18 protein-coding genes and 1 pseudogene are annotated in these 20,366 nt (G+C 64.7%); 14 read left to right on the top strand and 5 right to left on the bottom strand.

Translation table 11 applies throughout. From position 1 onward, the window contains the following. The 3 genes and pseudogenes from D2V17_RS05965 to D2V17_RS05955 all read right to left on the bottom strand — a co-directional run. Positions 1 to 224, bottom strand: a pseudogene (locus D2V17_RS05965) (hypothetical protein); the annotation flags it as partial. 133 nt (positions 225 to 357) lie between these two features. Next, positions 358 to 1,791 carry a sulfatase-like hydrolase/transferase gene (locus tag D2V17_RS05960; RefSeq protein WP_119592188.1) on the bottom strand — a complete coding sequence of 478 codons (1,434 nt, stop codon included), beginning with the start codon at positions 1,789 to 1,791 and terminating at the stop codon, positions 358 to 360. Between the two features lie 102 nt (positions 1,792 to 1,893). Beyond that, a complete protein-coding gene (locus D2V17_RS05955) occupies positions 1,894 to 4,974 on the bottom strand; it encodes a TonB-dependent receptor domain-containing protein (protein ID WP_191229095.1) in 3,081 nt (1,026 codons plus the stop codon). Between the two features lie 116 nt (positions 4,975 to 5,090). Between D2V17_RS05955 and D2V17_RS05950 the strand changes: the two genes are divergently transcribed. Next, positions 5,091 to 6,050 carry a LysR family transcriptional regulator gene (locus D2V17_RS05950; RefSeq protein ID WP_119592185.1) on the top strand — a complete coding sequence of 320 codons (960 nt, stop codon included), beginning with the start codon at positions 5,091 to 5,093 and terminating at the stop codon, positions 6,048 to 6,050. Between the two features lie 39 nt (positions 6,051 to 6,089). Next, complete coding sequence (locus tag D2V17_RS05945) at positions 6,090 to 6,791, top strand: Crp/Fnr family transcriptional regulator (protein ID WP_119592184.1); 702 nt, start codon at positions 6,090 to 6,092, stop codon at positions 6,789 to 6,791. Positions 6,792 to 6,830: 39 nt separating this feature from the next. Here D2V17_RS05945 and D2V17_RS05940 read toward each other — a convergent pair whose 3' ends face one another. Next, entirely contained in the window at positions 6,831 to 7,529 is a 699-nt protein-coding gene (locus D2V17_RS05940) for an OmpW/AlkL family protein (RefSeq protein ID WP_119592183.1), read from the bottom strand. Between the two features lie 173 nt (positions 7,530 to 7,702). Between D2V17_RS05940 and D2V17_RS05935 the strand changes: the two genes are divergently transcribed. The 12 genes from D2V17_RS05935 to D2V17_RS05880 all read left to right on the top strand — a co-directional run bounded on the left by D2V17_RS05935 (position 7,703) and on the right by D2V17_RS05880 (position 18,744). Further along, positions 7,703 to 8,425: a Crp/Fnr family transcriptional regulator gene (locus D2V17_RS05935; RefSeq protein ID WP_147367250.1), complete on the top strand. Its 723-nt coding sequence runs from the start codon at positions 7,703 to 7,705 to the stop codon at positions 8,423 to 8,425. 84 nt (positions 8,426 to 8,509) lie between these two features. Continuing rightward, a complete protein-coding gene (gene ccoN, locus D2V17_RS05930) occupies positions 8,510 to 10,180 on the top strand; it encodes a cytochrome-c oxidase, cbb3-type subunit I (protein ID WP_119592180.1) in 1,671 nt (556 codons plus the stop codon). Positions 10,181 to 10,191: 11 nt separating this feature from the next. Beyond that, a complete protein-coding gene (gene ccoO, locus D2V17_RS05925; protein WP_119592179.1) occupies positions 10,192 to 10,938 on the top strand; it encodes a cytochrome-c oxidase, cbb3-type subunit II in 747 nt (248 codons plus the stop codon). Then, positions 10,935 to 11,096 (top strand): cbb3-type cytochrome c oxidase subunit 3, encoded by a 162-nt coding sequence (locus D2V17_RS05920; protein WP_119592178.1) that lies wholly within the window; start codon positions 10,935 to 10,937, stop codon positions 11,094 to 11,096. Before ccoO ends, D2V17_RS05920 begins: the two co-directional genes overlap by 4 nt. After that, positions 11,089 to 12,024, top strand: a complete 936-nt coding sequence (gene ccoP, locus D2V17_RS05915) for a cytochrome-c oxidase, cbb3-type subunit III (RefSeq protein WP_119592177.1) — start codon at positions 11,089 to 11,091, stop codon at positions 12,022 to 12,024. The genes D2V17_RS05920 and ccoP overlap by 8 nt, the downstream gene beginning before the upstream one ends. A 21-nt stretch (positions 12,025 to 12,045) precedes the next feature. Further along, complete coding sequence (gene ccoG, locus D2V17_RS05910) at positions 12,046 to 13,509, top strand: cytochrome c oxidase accessory protein CcoG (protein ID WP_119592175.1); 1,464 nt, start codon at positions 12,046 to 12,048, stop codon at positions 13,507 to 13,509. Beyond that, complete coding sequence (locus tag D2V17_RS05905; RefSeq protein ID WP_191229094.1) at positions 13,509 to 13,964, top strand: FixH family protein; 456 nt, start codon at positions 13,509 to 13,511, stop codon at positions 13,962 to 13,964. The genes ccoG and D2V17_RS05905 overlap by 1 nt, the downstream gene beginning before the upstream one ends. Beyond that, positions 13,961 to 16,084 (top strand): heavy metal translocating P-type ATPase, encoded by a 2,124-nt coding sequence (locus D2V17_RS05900; RefSeq protein WP_119592173.1) that lies wholly within the window; start codon positions 13,961 to 13,963, stop codon positions 16,082 to 16,084. Before D2V17_RS05905 ends, D2V17_RS05900 begins: the two co-directional genes overlap by 4 nt. Continuing rightward, positions 16,081 to 16,248 carry a cbb3-type cytochrome oxidase assembly protein CcoS gene (gene ccoS / locus D2V17_RS05895; protein ID WP_119592171.1) on the top strand — a complete coding sequence of 56 codons (168 nt, stop codon included), beginning with the start codon at positions 16,081 to 16,083 and terminating at the stop codon, positions 16,246 to 16,248. Before D2V17_RS05900 ends, ccoS begins: the two co-directional genes overlap by 4 nt. Beyond that, positions 16,245 to 16,475, top strand: coding sequence for a hypothetical protein (locus D2V17_RS05890; protein ID WP_119592169.1), 231 nt, complete (start codon positions 16,245 to 16,247; stop codon positions 16,473 to 16,475). The genes ccoS and D2V17_RS05890 overlap by 4 nt, the downstream gene beginning before the upstream one ends. A gap of 32 nt (positions 16,476 to 16,507) precedes the next feature. Then, positions 16,508 to 17,821, top strand: coding sequence for an oxygen-independent coproporphyrinogen III oxidase (gene hemN, locus D2V17_RS05885; RefSeq protein WP_119592168.1), 1,314 nt, complete (start codon positions 16,508 to 16,510; stop codon positions 17,819 to 17,821). Between the two features lie 143 nt (positions 17,822 to 17,964). Then, a complete protein-coding gene (locus D2V17_RS05880) occupies positions 17,965 to 18,744 on the top strand; it encodes a hypothetical protein (RefSeq protein ID WP_119592167.1) in 780 nt (259 codons plus the stop codon). Between the two features lie 153 nt (positions 18,745 to 18,897). On the opposite strand, the gene D2V17_RS05875 is transcribed toward D2V17_RS05880, so the two are convergent. Then, positions 18,898 to 20,358, bottom strand: a complete 1,461-nt coding sequence (locus tag D2V17_RS05875; protein ID WP_119592166.1) for a lignostilbene-alpha,beta-dioxygenase — start codon at positions 20,356 to 20,358, stop codon at positions 18,898 to 18,900. Positions 20,359 to 20,366: the final 8 nt, after the last annotated feature.

The following is a 20,366-nucleotide window of genomic DNA, read 5'->3' as shown; positions in this document are numbered from 1 at the left end:
GGTTCGGGCGTGGCCACTGGCGGCGGCGTGGGTTCAGGCTTCGGTTCCTCGTAGGTCGAGACGGTGACCGTCACCAGCGCGGTGGCCCGGTCCATCACGGCGGCGGTGAGATTGGGAGCGAACAGGTGGGCAAGGCCGATCAGCCCCAGCACATGGGCCACGACCAGCACCACGATCAGCTTCCAGTTGAGCCGCCGCGCCGCGCCGGGTTCAGCGCTTCGCATGGGCTGACCGCCTCCCGCGCGAAGACATCTGCCTGCACCTGTTCGACAAATCGCGCATCGGGCCGATCATGGACCTTGCCGGTGGTCAGGGCAACAGCGCAAGCGTGTCACCCTGCGCCGATTGCGCGAGCTGTCAGTCGTTCCAGTTGTAGTGATCCGCGAGGTGCTCTGCGTCCATTCCATAACTGCGCGCGTTGGGGTCGAACAGCATATCGGCGTTCCACGCGGCATGCATCGCCTTCAGCTGCGCGAACTTCCCGGGCATCCGGTCCTTGAGGTTGGCCCTCTCGCGCGGGTCATCGATCACGTTGAACAGGAATTCGTTGGGGCCGATCTTCAGATATTTGTATTCGCCCAGCCGTACCGCCTTCTGGTCCTTCGACCAGTAGCGCCAGTAAAGCGGACGGTCGGGCGGTGTTGCGCCCATCAGCGCGGGGATCAGGTCCATCCCGTCGGTCGGTCGGCTCGGTGCCGGCGCACCGCCCGCGGCAGCGAGAAAGGTGGGAAGCACGTCCATCGAGATCACCGGCACGTCGCTGGTGCTGCCCGGCGGTGTCAGCCCCGGCCAGCGCACGATGAACGGCACCCGGATGCCGCCTTCGAGCAGTTCGGTCTTGATGCCGGTGAACGGCCAGTTGTGACTGAAGCGTTCGCCGCCGTTGTCGCTGGTGAAGACGACCACGGTATTATCGTCCATGCCCAGCTCGTAGAGCCGTTCCATGATCCTGCCGATGTTGGCGTCCATGCTGGTCACCATGTCGGCATAGATTTCCATGCTGCCGCCATCGTAGTGCATGATGTTGAGGTTATCGCCGCCATCCGGGCCCTTGGCATCGAGCCGCGCGCTTTCGGCGCGACCGGCCTCGTTGTTGCCCTCCCACGGCCAGTGCGCGGCGGTGAAGTGCAGGCTGAGGAGCCAGGGCTTGTCCTCCTTCGCACGCGCTTCGAGGTATTCGATCGAGCGGTCGGCCAGGAGATCGGTGTAGTAGCCGTGCTCGTGAACCTCGACGTCGCCATCCCACAGGTCATGGTGCCCTGCGACCTTGTGCGTGAAGTAGTCGACCCCGCCGCCGCGGTTGCCCCAGAACTCGTCATAGCCGCTTTGCAGCGGGCCATACTTCGGCAGCAGCCCCATATGCCACTTGCCCACCAGCGCGGTGTGATAGCCCTGCTGCTTCAGCAGCGCAGGCAGCGTCGGCTCGCTCGGTTCGAGGCCAAGCTCGGGGTTCGACAGCGGCTCCTCCAGCCCCACCGGCAGGCGATACTGATAACGCCCCGTGATCAGGCCCACGCGGGTCGAGGAGCAGACCGCCGAATTGGCATAGCCGTGCATGAACTGCATGCCCTGTGCAGCGAGGCTGTCGATGGCCGGGGTCTGGTATTCGCGCCGTCCGTAGCACGAGGCATCGGCCCAGCCGAAATCGTCGGCCATGATGAACAGGAAGTTGGGCTTGCGCCCGCTGCCGAGGCCGAGCGCGGGAGAGGCCGCCGCCAGCATGCCGACGCCTGCCGCCCCGGCGAGCGCCTGCCGCCTTGTGATCTGTCCGCTTCTTGTGCTGCCAGTCATCGCCTTATGCCCTTCTTGCCGTTCCATCGTGTGGCCGGACCCGCGCCGGGGTAAAATGCGCGTGGCCCGGCCTGCCTTATGCCTGACTATGCAGGCAGTTCGCTACATGCGCAGCTTCACCCCCAGCGTATAGCGCCGGCCCAGCAGGTCATAGACGGCCGCGTTGTGCTGCCTGGCATAGCCGGTGAATGCGCTGAACGACGGCGTGACCGGCGGCCCGGCATCGCCCAGATTGGTGACGTTGCCGAACACCTCCAGCTCGGTTCCGCCGAGGTCGAAGCTGTAACCCAGCCTGAGATCGAGATAGGTCACCGGGCTCACCCGGTTGTTCTCGATGGTGACGCCTTCGGTCTGCGTCACATCCTGAATGCCGCTGCCGATATGGCGCGCCTGAAACAGCGCCGAGAGCCCGCCGTTGCGATAGGTGAGCGAAGCGGTGGCGCGGAAATCGGCATAGGGGAAGTAGACCTGATCGCCCTGCCGCGCGCCGGTCTGCCCGGCCCGGTCGATATAGTTGCCGTTGGCATCGGTTTCCGAGCGTTCGAGCAACCACGAGCTGAACAGGCGCACCCCGATATCCTCGTCGCCGCCAAGCAGCGTCAGCGGGGTGCGATAGCTGCCCTCGAAGTCGAGCCCGCGCACCGCGCTTTCCGCAACGTTCACGAACACGTCGCCCACCAGCGTGATGGTGTCGTTGTTCGGGTCGAGCGTGACGAGGTCGCAGAACTGCTGCACGTTCTGCACCAGACAGCGGTTGACCACCTCCTGCGTCCCGACCTGCCCGATCGCGCCCGAAATCGAGACATCGTAGTAGTCGAGCGAGAGCGCGAGACCGGGCAGGAAATCGGGCGTGAACACCGCGCCCACGGTGAAGGTGTCGGCCTCCTCGGGCGCGACCGCCGGATTGCCGCCCGAAAACCGGGTGACACTGCAAACCTCCGGCCCGTCGCTGGCAGGCACATCGGCGCCGGCCTGATCGCAGTTCTGCGTGAAGCCGGGGCGCGGATCGGTGATGGTGGTGGTGCCGCCGGTCTTGTCGAAGCGCTCCGACAGGTTGCCGGCACGCACGTCGCGCGAATAGGTGCCGCGCAGGCGCAGGCTGTCGGCAAAGCCGAATTCGATGCCGCCCTTATAGGCCCAGACGCTGCCCGAACCCGAATAGTTGGCCCAGCGCGCCGCGACATTGGCATTGGCGGTGAACCCATCGGTGTCGACCAGCGGCATCAGCAGCTCGCCGAAGGCCTCCCACACCCGCGACGAGCCCTTGATGTTGGAGACCTTGGAATATTGCACGCCCACGGTGTTGGCGCAGTCCGCCGCGCTGACCCCGCGCAGGCCGGGTGCCTCGCCGCTGCACAGCACCGGATGGCCGCTCTCGTGGTCGGAGGCAGGGTTGGTCACGTCCTGCACCAGTTGCAGGATCGAGTCCTCGCGGAACGAGCCACCGAAGGCCGCCGCCAGCGGACCCGCCCACAGATCGACGATCTCACCCGAAGCCGAAACCTCGGCATAGTGCTGTTCGAATGTGGTGAGGTTCACCTTGGCGTCGTCGGTGGTGTAGCTGTAGCTGCGGCCGCTGTCGTAGCCGTCGTCGGCAAAGAACAGGTCGGTGGTGATCTGCTGCCCCGGCTCGAAGCTGGTGACATAGTCGACCGCCGCAGCGCTGGCATTGCCGCGCCCGAACAGGTTGATCGGCTGGCAACCGGGGAAGGCGTCTCCGAACAGCGAGGTGCGGCACACGATGTTGCCGCTCCCGTCATCCACCGCATCGACCGCCGCGAAGATCCGGTCCACCCGCAGCCCGCGCTGCTTCCAGCGCCGCTGCGAATGGCCATACTGGTAGAAGGTGCCGAGATCCCAGCCGTCGAACAGGCCGCCGGTGGCAAGCTCCACGTCCAGCCCCACGGTGGCGATATGCTGGGTAATGCGATCGTTCAGCGAAGAGTTGCCGATATCCTCGATGCTGCCCATCCGGCGCAGGGTGAAGCTCTGGATGTTGTTGCTGGCCATTGTCTGACGCAGGTCGTCGGGCAGGAAGGCGTTGTCCTGGAAGATCGTCAGCGTGGTGGGCGTGCCGCCGAAGCTGCCGCGCGGGGCGTTGTACTGCTGCACTTCGGTGCGCCCGTGAATGTACTGTGCGAAGACCTTCACACTGTCGCTCAGTTCGTAGTCGCCATAGGCAAAGACCGAATAGCGTTCGAGGTCGGGATAGAGCGTCAGCACCTCGGAGCTGAGATCGTCGAGCGCCGGGTTGCCCGCCGTGCGCGCGGGCGGAATGCCATAACCGAACTGGCTTTGCGTCCCCGGCTCGAACGGGGCCACGTTGCCGTCGCGATCGAAGGCCAGCCCGTTGATCGCGGTGCCCGGCGCGAAGATGCGCCCGTCGAAGCTGGCATTGGCCGAAACGGTCCCCGGCACGAAGCGATAGGGCGCTGCCTCCGTCCCGGCCCCGAAGGTGCCATATGCCTGATACCAGTCGCGGCCATCGTAGTTGAAGATGCCCTCCTGGTTGAAATACTCGCCGCTGACCTGAAAGTGGCCGCGGCCACCGGCGAAGTCGGTGCCGTATGCGCCCGACAGCTCGTAGTTCTCGCCGTCGCCACGGTCGGTCACCCCGCCCGTCACCGACATCTTGATGCCGGTGAAGTCGGTATCGAGGATGAAGTTGACCACGCCTGCCACCGCGTCCGAGCCATAGGCTGCCGAGGCGCCGCCGGTGACCGTCTCGACCGAGCGGATCATGGACTCAGGAAACAGGTTGATGTCGACCCCGCCAAAGGCGCTGGCTGCGGGCATCCGGCGCCCGTCGAGCAATGTCAGCGTGCGGTTCACGCCCAGGCCGCGCAGGTTGAGCGAGCCATAGCCGGAGCGGGTGAAGAAATCGCCCGAATTGGGCGTTTCGCTGCCCGCAAACTGCGGCAACTGGGTCACGCCGGTGACGAGCGGGCCGGGTGACAAGGCTTCGATGGCATCGGCCTGCACCACCGTGATCGGCACCGGTGCCGCCATCCCGTCGCTGGCGATGCGCGAGCCGGTCACCACGATGCGATCATCGGGCGCAGTGCCGCCATCCTCATCCTGCGCCAGCGCTCCGCTCTGCGGCGTGAGCAAGGCCAGCGCGCTTACACCGGCAGCCCACAAGGCACCAGAGCGCCCCAGCGGCGGCTTCCGCGAATATCCCATGTACTCTCTCCCATCGTGTTCCTTGTGGGGTAGAGCGCGTGCAGGCAGTCCGGCAACGCATCGCGAAGTGATCATAGGATATTGCTGTCAGGTTATGTCTCAGGCATTATCCCATAATGCCAGTTATGCCTTTCACCCTGCGACAGCTGGAGGTCTTCTCGCAGCTTGCTGCCACTGGCAGCTTTCGCGCGACTGCCGATGGGCTGGGCATTTCGCAGGCGTCGGTCAGCAGCCAGATCAAGACGCTTGAGGAACAGCTCGGCCGCCGGCTGCTCGATCGCAAGCCCGGCCAGCGCCCAATTCTCACCGCCGACGGGCAGGCGTTTTACGATGACCTGGGCGACTTCGAGAGGGCGGCTCACAAACTCGCCGGCCATCGCCGCCGGGCCTCACCTGAGGCCGCACCGGTGCGCTACCGGTTGCTGGTCGGGCAGGGCAATTTCGACAACTACGTACGGCCGCAGCTCGACCGGTTCCTGACCCAAAACCCGATGATCGACCTGTCATTCAACACCCAGCCGCCCTCGCACGACATGGTCGGCACGACGTCCACCGGCCACTACGACTTCGCGATGATCAACCGCCCCGTTGACCTGCCACCTGAGCCGCTGCACGAAAAGCTGGCGCGAGTGCAAGGTGGCATTTACGCTCATCGGCGGCTCGTCGAAGGCGAGGCGCTGCCGCTCGATCCGGCGCGGGTCAGCGCATTGCCCTTCGTGCTTCCTCCTGCCGGCAGCAAGCAGCAACGCGAGAAGCTGATCACACTGGCCGATCATGGCGTGCGCCCGGCCAAGGTGGTCTGCCACACGGAATACTACGATGTCATGGCTGCCATGCTCGAACGCGGTGTGGCCGTGGCCTCGCTGACCGATGCCATCCTGCCGCCATCCATGCGCGAGAACGTTATCTTGATCCTGCCCCTCGTCGACTGGGATCTCGAATTCTACCGCAAGCCCAGCCTGACCAGCCTATCAGCCGACCTGGTCGAAGACTTCCTCAAATCCTGCATGCTCGAAAATCCGGACTATCCGGCTTTGCAAGTTTACTCTCGGGCGGCAAGCAAACAAAGTCTATGAGCGATTGAGGCAGGGTTGAAACAGTGATACCGGCCAGTCATGAGCTACTGTGATACATGCCTGGTGCGCAACAGCGCCATTTGCGCGGCGCTCGATGCCAAGGAGATCGAGGCGCTGAACGCGATCGGTCGGCGTCGCCAGCTCGAACCGGGCGAATCGCTGGTCTGGGAAGGCGACCAGTCGGTGCTGGTGGCCAATGTCATCGAGGGTATCCTCAAGCTCACCACCGGCACCGAAGACGGGCGCGAGCAGATCGTCGGCGTGGTCTATCCGGCGGACTTCATCGGGCGGCCCTTCGGCGCCACCACCAGCCATTCGATCACCGCGCTGACCACGGCCAATGTCTGCGTGTTCGGACGCGCCGATTTCGACCGTTTCGCCGCCGAACACCCGGCGCTCGAACACAAGCTGCTGACCCGCACGCTTGGAGAGCTGGACCGCACCCGCAAGTGGATGCTGCTGCTTTCGCGCAAGACGGCGGAAGAAAAGGTCGCCACGTTCCTGCTCGAAATGGCGGAACGTCTGGCCGATACCGCCTGCGAACACAGCGATCGCAAGAACTCGGCGGAGCATTTCGAACTGCCCTTCACCCGGCAGCAGATCGGCGACATTCTCGGCCTCACCATCGAGACCGTGAGCCGCCAGATGACCCAGTTGCGCCGCGACGGGATCATCGACCTGCCGACCCGGCGTGAGGTGACGATCCGCGATCACGGCGCGCTTGAGGCGATTGCGGGCTGAGAGAGCCGGCCCGGCTTCTCAACCCGCACCCGCTTCCGGTCAGAAGCGGAAACCGACGCCTGCGCTCAGCACCCACGGATCGAGCTTGTGATGGGTCTCCAGCACTTCGGTCCCGGTTGCGTTGTAGAAGTGCGCATTCGGCTTCACGAAATACCGCTTGGCATCGAACGACAGCAGGAAAGCATCGTTCAGCGGAATGTCGACACCCGCCTGCAGCGCAAGGCCGAACGTATCGTCGATCTTGACGTCGGTCGCGCCCAGAGCGGCGGTTGCTCCGGCGCCCACTTCGTCCTTGATGAACAGGAAGTAGGTCGGACCGGCACCGACATAGGGGCGAATGCTGCCCGGCGCGCCGATGTGATACTTCAGCGTGAAGGTGGCCGGAATGATGTGGATCTTGTCGACGAGATTACCGCCGGCAAGCGCGGCAGGCGCCGTCGCATCGACATGGTGCGCGGTCACGCAGCAGATCGTCTCCACCGAGACGTTGGGCGAGAAGAAGTACTCAACCGCAACGGTAGGCACGAAGTTGTCGCTCGCTTCGGTCTGGACGCCGAGGCCCTCCACGGTGGTGGCGAGCGTGCCGCCCTCGATCGAATCGATCTTGCCATTGGGCAGAACCGCCGTGCCGAGAACCTTGACCTCGATCGTGCCGGCGTCCTGAGCGGCAGCCGGGGCGGCAAGGCTTGCGGCGAATGCGGCGATCGCAGCCGCGCCGAGATAGGCAGTTTTTTTCATCGGTCTTTCTTTCCGTTGCTGCGCCGCGGCGATCACCCTGTGTGATCGGGAACGAACCGCGGTACGAGAGGCCAGATGCCGGGCAATCGAACGGCCATCCTTGCCCCCGGTCAAATTTGCGCTGGATCAACGCGGCGAAAGCAAAATCCGCACAATTCAAGGCTCGAATACTCATGAAAAGGTTCGAGCGTACCGCGGTGACTTTGAACGATGCTTTCGATTGCTTCGCCGGGCAACACCTGCCCGCCGGCGCCCCTGCGACGCTGGTGCAGCAGCTGCGCGCGCTGGCCAGCATGCACACCGTGCCGCGCCGCCAGATGACCACGCTCGATGTCACGCGCGATCATCTCGTCTTCGTCGCCCACGGTCCGACCAAGCTTGTCGCGTTCGACCCCGCCGGCGAAGGCCAGATCGTCGCCTTTCAGTTCTGCGGCGATTGCCTCACCCTGCCGCGCGAAGGGCTCTACACCTATCGGCTGGTGGCGATTCGCGCGGCCAGCCTGCTGGTGTTCGAGGCCGAGGCGCTGCGCGCGCTGGAGCGGCGGGCGCCGATGCTGAACGAGGTCTTGGCCCGTTGCTCGCTGGCCGCGCTCCAGCGTACCCGCGCCAATCTCGTGGCCATGGGCCGCCGCAGCGCGACCGAGCGGGTCGCCAGTTTCCTGCTTTCGATGCGCGAAATCGAACAGGTGGCGCAGGCCGACGGGCGCACGCTCACGCTGGAAATGACGCGCAAGGAAATTGCCGATTGCCTCGGCCTGACCGTCGAGACGGTGAGTCGGCAGTTTTCCAAACTGCGCGACCTCGGCCTTATCGCCACCCCATCGCGCACCCAGGTGCGGCTGAGCGACCCCGTTCGTCTTGCCGCTCAGGCCGGGGCCTTCGCTCCCGCCGCCTGATCAATTTTCGTTCCTTGCGTTCGATCAAAGTAACGGCCTAGAGCCGATCCTACGGCGCTAACAAGTTCCAACACGGAGAAGACTATGCACGCGGAAGCAGCACTGGGCCGGTCACTAGCCGGTTTCGGCCTGATCGTCCTCGCCCTCGTCGTCGCCGCATTCGCCAAGGACGCGGGTTTTGCCGCGCACGCGGTGATTGTCGGCATCGTAGGCCTGGCCATTGCCATTAGCGGAGCGACGCGCTTCGACCCGGTCGGGGCTGCGCGCAAGGCGCTCAACATGCCCGAGCTGGCCTCGCGCTATGACGACGACCCGGTTCGCTGGGGCGTCATCGCGACAATGTTCTGGGGTATCGCGGGGCTGGCCGCAGGCCTGTTCATCGCCCTTCAGCTCGCCTTCCCGGTGCTGAACTTCGAACCATACCTCAACTTCGGACGGCTGCGCCCGCTGCACACCAGCGCGGTGATCTTCGCGTTCGGCGGCAATGCCCTGATCGCGACCAGCTTCTACGTCGTGCAGCGCACCTGCCGTGCGCGCCTGGCGCTGCCCGGCGTCGCCCGCTTCGTGTTCTGGGGCTATCAGCTGTTCATCGTGCTCGCCGCCACCGGCTATCTGCTGGGCGTTACCCAGAGCCGCGAATATGCCGAGCCCGAATGGTACGTCGATCTGTGGCTGACCATCGTGTGGGTCGCCTATGCAGCCGTGTTCATCGGCACGATCCTGAAGCGCAGCGAGCCGCATATTTATGTGGCCAACTGGTTCTACCTCGCCTTCATCATCACCATCGCGATGCTGCACATCGTCAACAACCTGGCCATGCCGGTGAGCCTGCTGGGCGCCAAGAGCTACAGCGCCTTTGCCGGCGTGCAGGATGCGCTGACCCAGTGGTGGTATGGCCACAACGCCGTGGGCTTCTTCCTCACCGCGGGCTTCCTCGCGATGATGTACTACTTCGTGCCGAAGCAGGCCGAACGCCCGGTCTACAGCTACCGGCTGTCGATCATCCACTTCTGGTCGCTGATCTTCCTCTACATCTGGGCGGGTCCGCACCACCTGCACTATACCGCGCTGCCCGACTGGGCGCAGACGCTCGGCATGGTGTTCTCGATCATCCTGTGGATGCCCAGCTGGGGCGGCATGATCAACGGCCTGATGACGCTCAACGGCGCCTGGGACAAGATCCGCACCGATCCGATCATCCGCATGATGGTGATGGCGCTGGCCTTCTACGGCATGAGCACCTTCGAAGGCCCGATGCTGTCGATCAAGGCGGTCAACTCGCTGAGCCACTATACCGACTGGACCATTGGCCACGTGCACTCGGGTGCGCTCGGCTGGAACGGCCTGATCACCTTCGCCTGCGTTTACTACCTCGTCCCGCGTCTGTGGAAGCGTGAGCGGATGTACTCGCTGCGCCTGATCAACACGCACTTCTGGCTCGCCACCATCGGCATCGTGTTCTACGCGGCCTCGATGTGGGTGGCCGGCGTGATGCAGGGCCTGATGTGGCGCGAATACAGCCCCGACGGCTACCTCGTCTGGTCGTTCGCCGACACCGTGGACGCCATGTTCCCGATGTTTGTGGCCCGTGCCTTCGGCGGCCTGCTCTACATCTCGGGTGCGATCGTGATGACCTACAACGTCTGGATGACCATCGCGGGCAAGCTGCGCGACGAGAAGCCGATGACCGATGCGGCCTACGATCCCGAGGCCGACCGTCCGATCACCACCACCACTGCCGTTCCGGCTGAATAGGAGCGAGCCCAATGTCTCTCGCAGAGCGTCACAAGAAACTCGAGCGCAACGTCACCCTGCTGGGCGTGGGTGTGCTCGTCACCGTCGCTATCGGCGGCTTGGTCGAAATCGCCCCGCTGTTCTGGATCGACAACACGATCGAGAAGGTGGAGGGAATGCGGCCCTATACCCCGCTCGAACAGGCCGGACGCGACATCTATGTCCGTGAAGGGTGCTATCTCTGTCACAGCCAGATGATCCGCCCCTTCCGCGACGAGGTGGAGCGCTACGGCCACTACAGCCTCGCGGCGGAATCGATGTACGACCATCCGTTCCAGTGGGGATCGAAGCGCACCGGGCCGGATCTGGCCCGCGTGGGCGGTCGCTACTCCGACGAATGGCACGTACAGCACCTTACCAACCCGCAGGCGGTGGTGCCCGTTAGCGTGATGCCGCAATATGGCTTCCTCGCCACCACCGACCTCGCGATCGGCGATCCGGCGGCCACGCTGAAGGCGCTCACCCGCGTTGGTGTGCCTTATTCGCAAGACGATATCGACAAGGCGACGCAGGATATTCTCGCGCAAGCGAACCCGAACCTCGATCCGGGTGATCTGGCCGAGCGTTATCCCAAGGCGCAGATCCGTGACTTTGACGGCAACCCGAACCGGCTGACCGAGATGGACGCGCTGGTCGCCTATCTCCAGATGCTCGGCACGCTGGTCGATGTGAACAGCGCGGCGGCGCAGGAAGAGCTGGCCAAGGAGAAGGGACGATGACCTTCTACGAACAGCTGCGTCACTTTGCCGACAGCTATTTCCTCGTCTTCATGTTCCTCGTGTTCCTGACCTTCTGCCTGTGGCCGTTCCGGCCCGGCGCGAAGCAGCACGTCGAGGATGCTCGCAACTCCATTTTCAAGGAAGATCACGATGGCTGAAAAGCGTATCGACGAGCCCACGGGCACCGAAACCGTCGGCCACGAATGGGATGGCATCGAGGAACTCGATACCCCGATGCCGCGCTGGTGGGTCTACACCTTCTACGCCACCATCGTGTGGGCGATCGGCTTCGTCATCGCCTATCCGGCGATCCCCGGCCTCAAGCAGGCCAGTGAAGGCATGCTGGGCTGGTCCAGCCGCGGCCAGCTGGCCGAGGAAATGAGCGCAGCCGACCGGGCGCGCCTGTCGGTGCGCGAAGCGCTGGCGGTGATGCCGATCGAGCGCCTGCCCGCCGATCCCGGGCTGATGGCGCAGGCCGTCGCCGGCGGCGCGGCGGCCTTCAAGGTCAACTGCGTGCAGTGCCACGGTTCGGGCGCAGCAGGCAGCCAGACGCTGGGCTATGCCAACCTCAACGATGACGACTGGCTGTGGGGCGGCGACCTTCAGTCGATCGAGTACACGATCACCAACGGCGTGCGTCAGGCCGACCACCCCGGCAGCCGCACGGGCGCCATGCCCAGCTTCGCCGGGGCCTTCAGCGGCAAGCAGCTCGACGATCTGGCGAGCTATGTCCTGTCGCTGAGCGGCAAGGGCGAGGCCAACGCATCGGGGGCGCAGATCTTCTCCGAGAACTGCGCGCTGTGCCACGGCCCGACCGGGGAAGGCAGCCGCGCGCTCGGCGCACCGCGGCTCAACGACGCGATCTGGCTGCGCGGCGGCACCCGCGAGGACATCATCGCGCAGGTCACCAACCCCAAGCTCGGCGCCATGCCTGCATGGGGCGAGCGGCTCGATGCGGTGACGATCAAGATGCTGGCGGCCTATGTCCACTCGCTCGGCGGTGGTGAGGATACCCCCACCCCCGTCGCGCCCGCGGCAGCAGAGCCCGCAGCACCTGATCCGGATACTCCAACACCAGCTGAATAGAGCTGGAAAAAGGCAAGGTCGATGAATAGCCCCGCCCCCGTCCAAGGCCGCCCGCCCCAGCCGGCAAAGCAACTTTACGAGCAGAGCAAGACGGTCCACAACAAACGGGTCGACGGTCCGTTCCGCCGGTTCAAGTGGGCCATCATGGTCATCACGCTGGGGATCTACTACATCACCCCCTGGGTGCGCTGGGACCGCGGCCCCTATGCGCCCGATCAGGCGGTGCTGATCGACCTTGCCCACCGCCGCTTCTACATGTTCGGCATCGAGATCTGGCCGCACGAGTTCTACTTCGTGGCCGGGCTCCTCATCATGGCGGGGATCGGGCTGTTCCTCGTCACCAGTGCGGTGGGCCGGGCCTGGTGCGGCTATTCCTGCCCGCAGACGGTCTGGACCGACCTGTTCCAGCATATCGACCGCTTCATCGACGGTGATCGCAACGCCCGCATGCGGCTCGACAAGGCGCCCTGGGGACCGAACAAGATCGCCCGCCGCCTGCTCAAGTGGACGATCTATCTGGTGATCGCGTTCTGGACCGGCGGCGCCTGGATCATGTACTTCGCCGATGCGCCCACACTGGTGCGCGAGTTCTGGGCCGGCGAGGCCGACCCGGTCGCCTATATCACGGTGGCCGTGCTGACGCTGACCACCTTCGTGCTCGGCGGGTTCATGCGCGAACAGGTGTGCATCTACATGTGCCCCTGGCCGCGCATCCAGACCGCGCTGATGGACGAGAAGAGCCTGCTGGTCACCTACAAGGACTGGCGCGGCGAAAAGCGCGGCAGCCTCAAGAAGGCCGAGAAGAACCCCGATCTTTACGGCGATTGCATCGATTGCAACCAATGTGTGGCCGTCTGCCCGACCGGGTGGGATATCCGCAAGGGACCGGACATCTCGTGCATCACCTGCGGCCTCTGCATCGACGCCTGCGACAAGGTGATGAAGGAAGTGGGCCGCCCGCGCGGTCTGATCGACTACGCCACGCTGGAAGACTGCGATGCCGAAAAGGGCGGTGCGCCGGCACGCTCGCCGATGAAGGCGATCATGCGCCCGCGCACGCTGGTCTATTTCGGCATCTGGGCCTCGATCGGCCTGGCGCTGCTGTTCGCGCTCGGCACGCGCAGCCACACCGACCTTTCGGTCTCGCCCGACCGCAATCCGCCCTACATGTTGCTGAGCGACGGTTCGATCCGCAACGCCTATACGCTGCGTCTGCGCAACATGGAGAGCCGCCCGCGCGAGATGCTCATTGCCATCGAAGATCTGCCCGGTGCGGTCATGTGGAGCGACACCATCGCTGCGGAAAACGCGGCTCCGTCGCAGACCGTCACCGTGCCTGCCGACCAGACGCTGACCGTGCGGGCCTATGTCTCGGCACCTGCCGATACGCTGCCGGGCGACTTCGCCTTCACCCTCACCTCGCTTGACGAGAAGGGCGAAAGCGACCGCACCGAAACCGGTTTCAATGCCCCAGGAGGCGAATGATGCCGCAGAAGGTCTCCCGCAAGTTCACCGGCTGGCACATGACCGGTATTCTCGTCGCCTTCTTCGGCACGGTGATGGCGGTGAACTTCACCATGGCGGGCTTTGCCCTCTCCACCTTCGGCGGCATCCAGGTCGAAAACTCCTATGTCGCGAGCCAGAACTTCAACCAGTGGCTCGATGCGGCGGCAGAGCAGGAGAAGCTCGGCTGGGACGTGACGCTCGAACAGGCGCCTGAAGGCAGGCTGCGCGTGCTGGCCGAAGGCCCCGGTGAGAACGCCACCGTGCTCGCCCATGCCCGTCACCCGGTCGGCCGCAAGGCCGACATCACCCTCACCTTCACCCCCCAGCCCGACGGCAGCTTCCTGTCCGACGAAGCACTTGAACACGATCGCTGGATCGTCCGGCTCGAACTCGCCGACGGCGACAAGGTGTGGAAGCGCGAGGACCGCCTGTGAGTACAGTGCCCCTGCAGGCCCCGACGCCGGAAGAGCGCGACACCGTGCTCGCGGTGCCGGGGATGCATTGCGCCGGCTGCATGAGCAAGGTCGAGCGCAAGCTCGGCGCTGTGCCCGGCGTTGCAGGGGCACGGGTGAACCTGTCGGCGCGGATGGTGACGGTCCGTCACGAACCCGGCCTGCCGGTGCGCTCGCTGGTCGAGGCGCTGGAAGATATCGGCTTCGACGCGCAGGACCGCACGGATAAGGCCTTCCAGCGCGTCTCCGCCGTGCGCCCGCTGCTGGCGCCGCTGGCGGTGGCAGGCTTTGCGGCGATGAACGTGATGCTGCTCTCGGTCAGCGTCTGGTCGGGGGCCGAGGGCACCACGCGCGAGATGTTCCACTGGCTGTCGGCGCTGATCGCGGTGCCCGCCATCGCCTTTGCGGGGCGCCCCTTCTTCGCTTCGGCCTGGAAGGCGCTGCGCAAGTGGCAGACCAATATGGACGTGCCGATCAGCCTCGGCGTGCTCGTTGCGACCGGCCTCAGCCTTTACGAAACCGCCACCCACGGCAAGCATGCCTGGTTCGACGGCGCGCTGATGCTGCTGACCTTCCTGCTCGCCGGGCGCGTGCTCGATGCGATGATGCGCGACCGCGCGCGGGCCGGGGTCGATGCCCTGCTCAGCCAGGCGGCACAGGGCGCGCTGGTGGTGTCCGCTGACGGCACCACGCAATGGCACGCCGCTGGCGATCTCGCACCCGGCATGCTGATGCGCGTGGCGAGCGGCGAACGCCTTGCCGCCGATGGCACAGTGGCCAGGGGCGCGAGCCGGTTCGACCAGTCGCTGCTGACCGGCGAAAGCGACCCCATCGCGCGCGGCGAGGGCGACGCAGTGCTGGCGGGCACGCTCAATCTCGGCTCTCCGGTCGACGTGCGTGTATCGCAGGTCGGGCACGATACCACGCTGGCGGAAATCGCGCGGCTGATGGAAGCGAGCACGCAGAACCGCAGCCGCTATGTCCGCATCGCCGACCGCGCCTCGCGGCTCTATGCGCCGGCCGTGCATTCGCTGGCAGCGCTGACCGTGATCGGCTGGCTGATCGCGGGCGCGAGCCTCTATCAGGCGCTGGTGATCGGTGTGGCCGTGCTCATCATCACCTGCCCCTGCGCGCTTGGCCTTGCCGTGCCGGTGGCGCAGGTGGTCGCTTCGGGAGCGCTGATGCGCGCCGGGATCATGGTGAAGGACGGCTCTGCGCTCGAACGCCTCGCCGGGGTCGACCGCGCGCTGCTCGACAAGACCGGCACGCTCACGCTGGGCCACCCGGTGCCCGATGCGACGGCGCTCGATGCGCTCAGCGCCGAGGATGCCGCCGTGGCCCTCGCGCTCGCCTCGCACAGCCGCCACCCGATGTCGCGCGCCCTGCACCTGGCGCTGGGCCAGCGCGGGATTGTCGCCGCTCCGCTTGAAGCCGTTTCGGAGCGCGCGGGCGAAGGGGTATTCGCTACCTGTCGCGGTATCGACGTGGCGCTGCGCCGGCCCGAAAGCGCGGGCACCAGCGCCGTGGCGCTGGTGATCGGCGATGCGCCCGTGCGCCTGCTGCCCTTCTCCGACCGGCTTCGCCCCGACACCAGCGAAGCGCTCGCCCGGCTGGCGGCGAGCGGCGTGACCTGTTCGATCCTGTCGGGCGACCGGGTCGAGGCCGTGGGCGAAGTGGCCCGCAGCACCGGCCTCACCGGGATCGGCGGAGCCCTCCCCGCCGACAAACAGGACATGGTCGCCCGCCTGCGCAATGCCGGGCACGCGGTGCTGATGGTCGGCGACGGCCTCAACGACGGCCCGGCGCTGGCCTCCGCCGATGCCTCGATGGCACCCGGCTCGGCCAGCGACGTGGGCTTGCAGGCGGCAGACTTCGTATTCGTGCAGGATTCGCTGCTCGCCCTGCCCCGCGCCGTGACCACCGCGCGCAAGACGATGGCGGTAGTGCGGCAGAACTTCACGCTGGCGATCGTTTACAACGTGATCGCCGTGCCGCTGGCGATTGCCGGGCTGGTGACGCCGCTGATCGCCGCGCTGGCGATGTCGGGCAGTTCGCTGCTGGTGGTCGCCAACTCGCTGCGACTGGCGAGAGCCGCGAAATGACCGGGCTTTTGCTCCTCATCCCGGTCGCGCTGTTTCTCGGCCTGTCGGGGCTGGCGGCCTTCTTCTGGGCTTTGAAAAACGGCCAGTTTTCCGATCCCGAAGGCGACGCCGCGCGCATTCTGGCCGACGATGACGACGACGAACCGCTGGAGGATCACAAGTGAGCCATTTGGCCGAAGCTTTCGCCATGATCGCCATGGTTCCCGCGCTGACCAACGCGCCCGTGCCGCGCTCGGGTGAAGCGGCCCAGATCGTGCTCGCCTTGTGCCAGGGCGGCCAACTGGCCATCGACACCGGCAAGGGCGCGCCGCTGCCGCAGGGGGTGTCACCCTGCTGCGCAAAGGGGTGCCGCAACAGCAAACGCCGCGAGAAACTTGATCGGTCGCAATGAAACGGTGCCGCAGCGACGGCATTACGCTGCGCATGTGGCCCTATCATCCCCAACTGCTCGCTACGCCGGTGCCCCGTTACACCAGCTTCCCCACCGCTGCCGAATTCACCGAGAAGGTCGGCCCGCAAGACTATGTCGAGGCGCTGCGCGGCGCGACCGGCGACATCTCGCTCTATGTCCACATCCCGTTCTGCGAGAAAATCTGCTGGTACTGCGGCTGCAACACCGCCGCGGCCAACCGCGCCTCGCGGCTCGAAAGCTATCTCGATGCGCTGCACCGCGAGATCGAACTGGTTGCCGCGCAACTGCCCGCCTCGGCGCGCATTCGCCGGATCGCCTTTGGCGGCGGCAGCCCCAATGCGATTGCCCCGGTCGATTTCCTGCGCCTGTTCGACCAGCTGACGCTGAGCTTCCCGCTGCACGATCCGCTGATTTCGATCGAGCTGGACCCGCGCACCTTCGATGAAAGCTGGGCACAGGTGCTCGGCGGCGTCGGCGCACGCCATGCCAGCCTCGGGGTGCAGACCTTTGCTCCCCACCTGCAGGAAGCCATCGGCCGGGTGCAACCGCTGGAAATGATCGACAAGGCGGTGACACTGCTGCGCGATGCGGGTGTCAGTTCGCTCAACATGGATCTGATGTATGGCCTGCCGGGCCAGACCGAGGACGATCTGACCGCCTCGCTCGATCTGGCGACTCACTATGGCGCGGACCGCATCGCGCTGTTCGGCTATGCCCACGTGCCGCACCTGATCGCGCGGCAGAAACGCATCGACGGCTCGAAGCTGCCCGATCAGGAGGTGCGCTTCCGCATGGCCGCGCTGGGGCATGACCGGCTGGTGGAGGCAGGCTATCAGCAGGTCGGCTTCGATCACTTCGCGCTGCCCGGCGATCCGCTGGCACAGGCCGCGCGCCGCCTGCAACTGCACCGCAACTTTCAGGGCTACACCGAGGACAATGCGCCGATCCTGATCGGACTCGGTGCTTCGGCGATCAGCAGCTTTCCGAGCCTCTTGGTGCAGAACGAGAAGAACTCGGGCCGCTATCGCATGGCCCTCTCGCAAGGGCATCTGACCGCCGAGCGCGGCATCGTGCGCAGCGTCGAGGACCGGCGACGCGGGGCGATCATCTCCGAGCTTTTGTGCCATGGCCGCGCCCGCTGCGACCGGGCGGCGCTCGATGCCGCCTATCCGCGGCTGAAGCCGTTTCTGGAGGCTGGCCTCGCCACGATCGAGAATTCGATGCTGGTGATCGGCAGCCACGCCCTGCCCTATTCGCGCAGCATCGCGGCGGCCTTCGACCCCTATCGGCAGGAAAGCGCGCGGCGGTTCAGCTCGGCGGTTTGACCGCCCAACCTTTCGCGCCACCGCCACCTAGTATCAAGTCGGCGATATCATTCGGACTCGACTCTTCCGTCGACTTATGCAGCTTATCGAACATGTTGATCACCCCGCGTAGGAAGTCGTCTTGTGGCTAAAAGGTATTAGACATGGTTCACCCTTTTGCTGATGCCAAGAGACGCGTCGCCCGTGCAAATGAGCATATCAATGACCTTGCATCGGGGATCGATACTTTTCTCAAGGAAAGGCCTTATGCTCGTGTCATTGAGGTAGAGCCGAATACCGGAAATCGAATTCATAAGATCAAACTCATCGAAGCTTTTCCCGATAAGATGCTCGATCAAGCTGTCGAAATCGCTGAAGGATTACGTGCTGCACTCGACAAAGCCGCCTACGCATCCGCACTCAGTTTGGGCAACACTCGTTTAAAGGGGACCTATTTTCCTATCGCAGACACCGAGACGCAGATTACCACTGACATAATTGGTCGTGGCAAGTGCAAAGATTTGCATGATGCTATTGTCTCGCTTTTTAGAACGTTCAAACCTTACAAAACGGGGAATCCGCTTATCTGGGGCGTGAACCAACTCGCAAATGGGACAAAACACAGAGTACTTATCCCTGTCGGGCTGAGCGTAGGGGATAGCTTCATGGAAAGCTTCTGTTGCCCTGGATTGCTTGTCAATATGGCTTTCCCACCCCGGTGGGACACCGAAAAAGACGAGATGGTTCTCTGCACTGTTGGGCCAAACTCCCTCGACAACCCTCAATACAATATGAAGCTGCAAATGCTCATTGCCATGCGACATATCGAAGGGCTTCAAGGTGGCCCAGCAACGAGCATTTTTCGCGCTATGTCGAGCGAAGTTCGACGTGTTGTCATGGCTACCGAAGCTGAGACGGTCCGCATTATCGAGAGCCGCCCCTAGCACAAACCTGTCGCAGTCGCTCAAGTCAAAGTCGTTGCGACTTGTCGCCCAAATAACTCCCTATCACTTCAGGGGTGACGAATTGCACAAAAAATGGGGCGGCGAGCCCAAAGCGCGCCGCCCCAGTTTGGGAGAGTTCGTTAGTCCGCCCGGTCAGGCGGCAAGTTTGCTCGCGTCGGCCCAGTTGCCGTGCAACCCCTGACGCAACCGGAGCGGCAGCTTGGCGCGCGCAATCGGCCCCTTGGCCACGTCGCAGGCGTCGAACACGCACAGGTCCGAGTAATTGCGGACATGGTCGTCCACCAGCGCCACCAGCCAGCCGTCACCTTCTGCCGAATCGGCCGAGCGCGGCACGAAGCACGGCTCCTGCAACGAGCCATCCGGCCCGCACCACCAGCTCTCTTCCTCGCCAGTCCTAGTGTTGAAATGGGTCAGCGTGTTGATCACCCCGGCGAAGGGTCCGGGAGGGCCGTTGTAGGGCTTGGCCAGATCATAAGTGATCATCCAGCCGTGGGTGTAATCCTTGCCCGCCATGCGATCGTCGATGCGCGGGAACTCGCCCGGCGCCTTGCCCAGCGGGGTGACGCTCTCGACCACGTCCTCGTTGCTGGCGAGATCGACGGTGATGCGCACCAGCTCAGTCATGGCCAGCTCGGGGTCGAACGGAGCGCCGTCCTTGTCGGGGAAGAACGGCAGGCTGCCGATCTTCGAAGCGGGCGTATCGAGGTGGACCCTGGTCCCTTCGGCAAAGGCGTTCATCACGTGGCACGAGCATAGCCCCGCCTCGTGCTTGAACCAGCGCATGTCGCTGCCATCGCTGTCGCGCCGCATCACGCCGAGCCAGGTCGGCAGGCTGCGGTCATAGTAGAAGTGCGGGCGGTCCTGTTCGAGCACGCTCGGGTCCGAGCTGTAGGGCGAGACCGGGATCACGATATAATCCCCCGCAATCGCGAAGTCGTGCAGCATCGTGTAGTAAGGCACCTCGAACTCGGCGCGGGTGACGACGTTGCCCTCTTCGTCGATCTCGTAATAGTGCGCGTCGCGCTGGAGATCGCCACTGGCGGCATAGGAGATGTTGCAGAGATTGCCCGTCTCCGGGTCGATCTTGGGGTGCGCGCCGAAGGTGCGCAGCTTCAGCTGGCCGTCCCAGTCGGTGTAACCATCGGTTTCGAGACTCGCCTTGTCCATCACCAGACAGGGGCTGTCTTCCTTCATCGCCAGCAGCTCCTTGCCGTGGATGAGGACATTGGTGTTGGCGGTGCCGCGATGCTGGCCGATCACGCTCGGATCGTCGGTGCGCGGGTTGCGGTAGGAACCGAACAGCGCCTTGCCCGCCGCGTTTTCGAGCTTCCACTTATCGGTCTTCGCATAGCGCTGCTTCATCGAGACGCGGCCATCGTGGAACCGGAACATGGTGACCATGCCATCGCCGTTGAAGAACTGATCGCCGCCGCCGGCCCTGGGCGCAAACTGCGGATCGGGGTGGACGCGGTAAAAAGCACCTTCCATCCCGGCGGGAATTTCGCCCTCGATCTCGATGTCGGCAATATCGCCTTCCATGCGCACGAGGCGCAGCACGTCCTGATACAAGCCTTCTTGTGGGAAATGAACCATTGCGCCTC

Origin of the sequence: Aurantiacibacter xanthus, from assembly GCF_003584015.1 — a bacterium.
GTDB classification, from domain to species: Bacteria; Pseudomonadota; Alphaproteobacteria; order Sphingomonadales; family Sphingomonadaceae; genus Alteraurantiacibacter; species Alteraurantiacibacter xanthus.
Note: the sequence above shows the minus strand (reverse complement) of the source record. Positions and strands in the feature narration are given on the sequence as shown.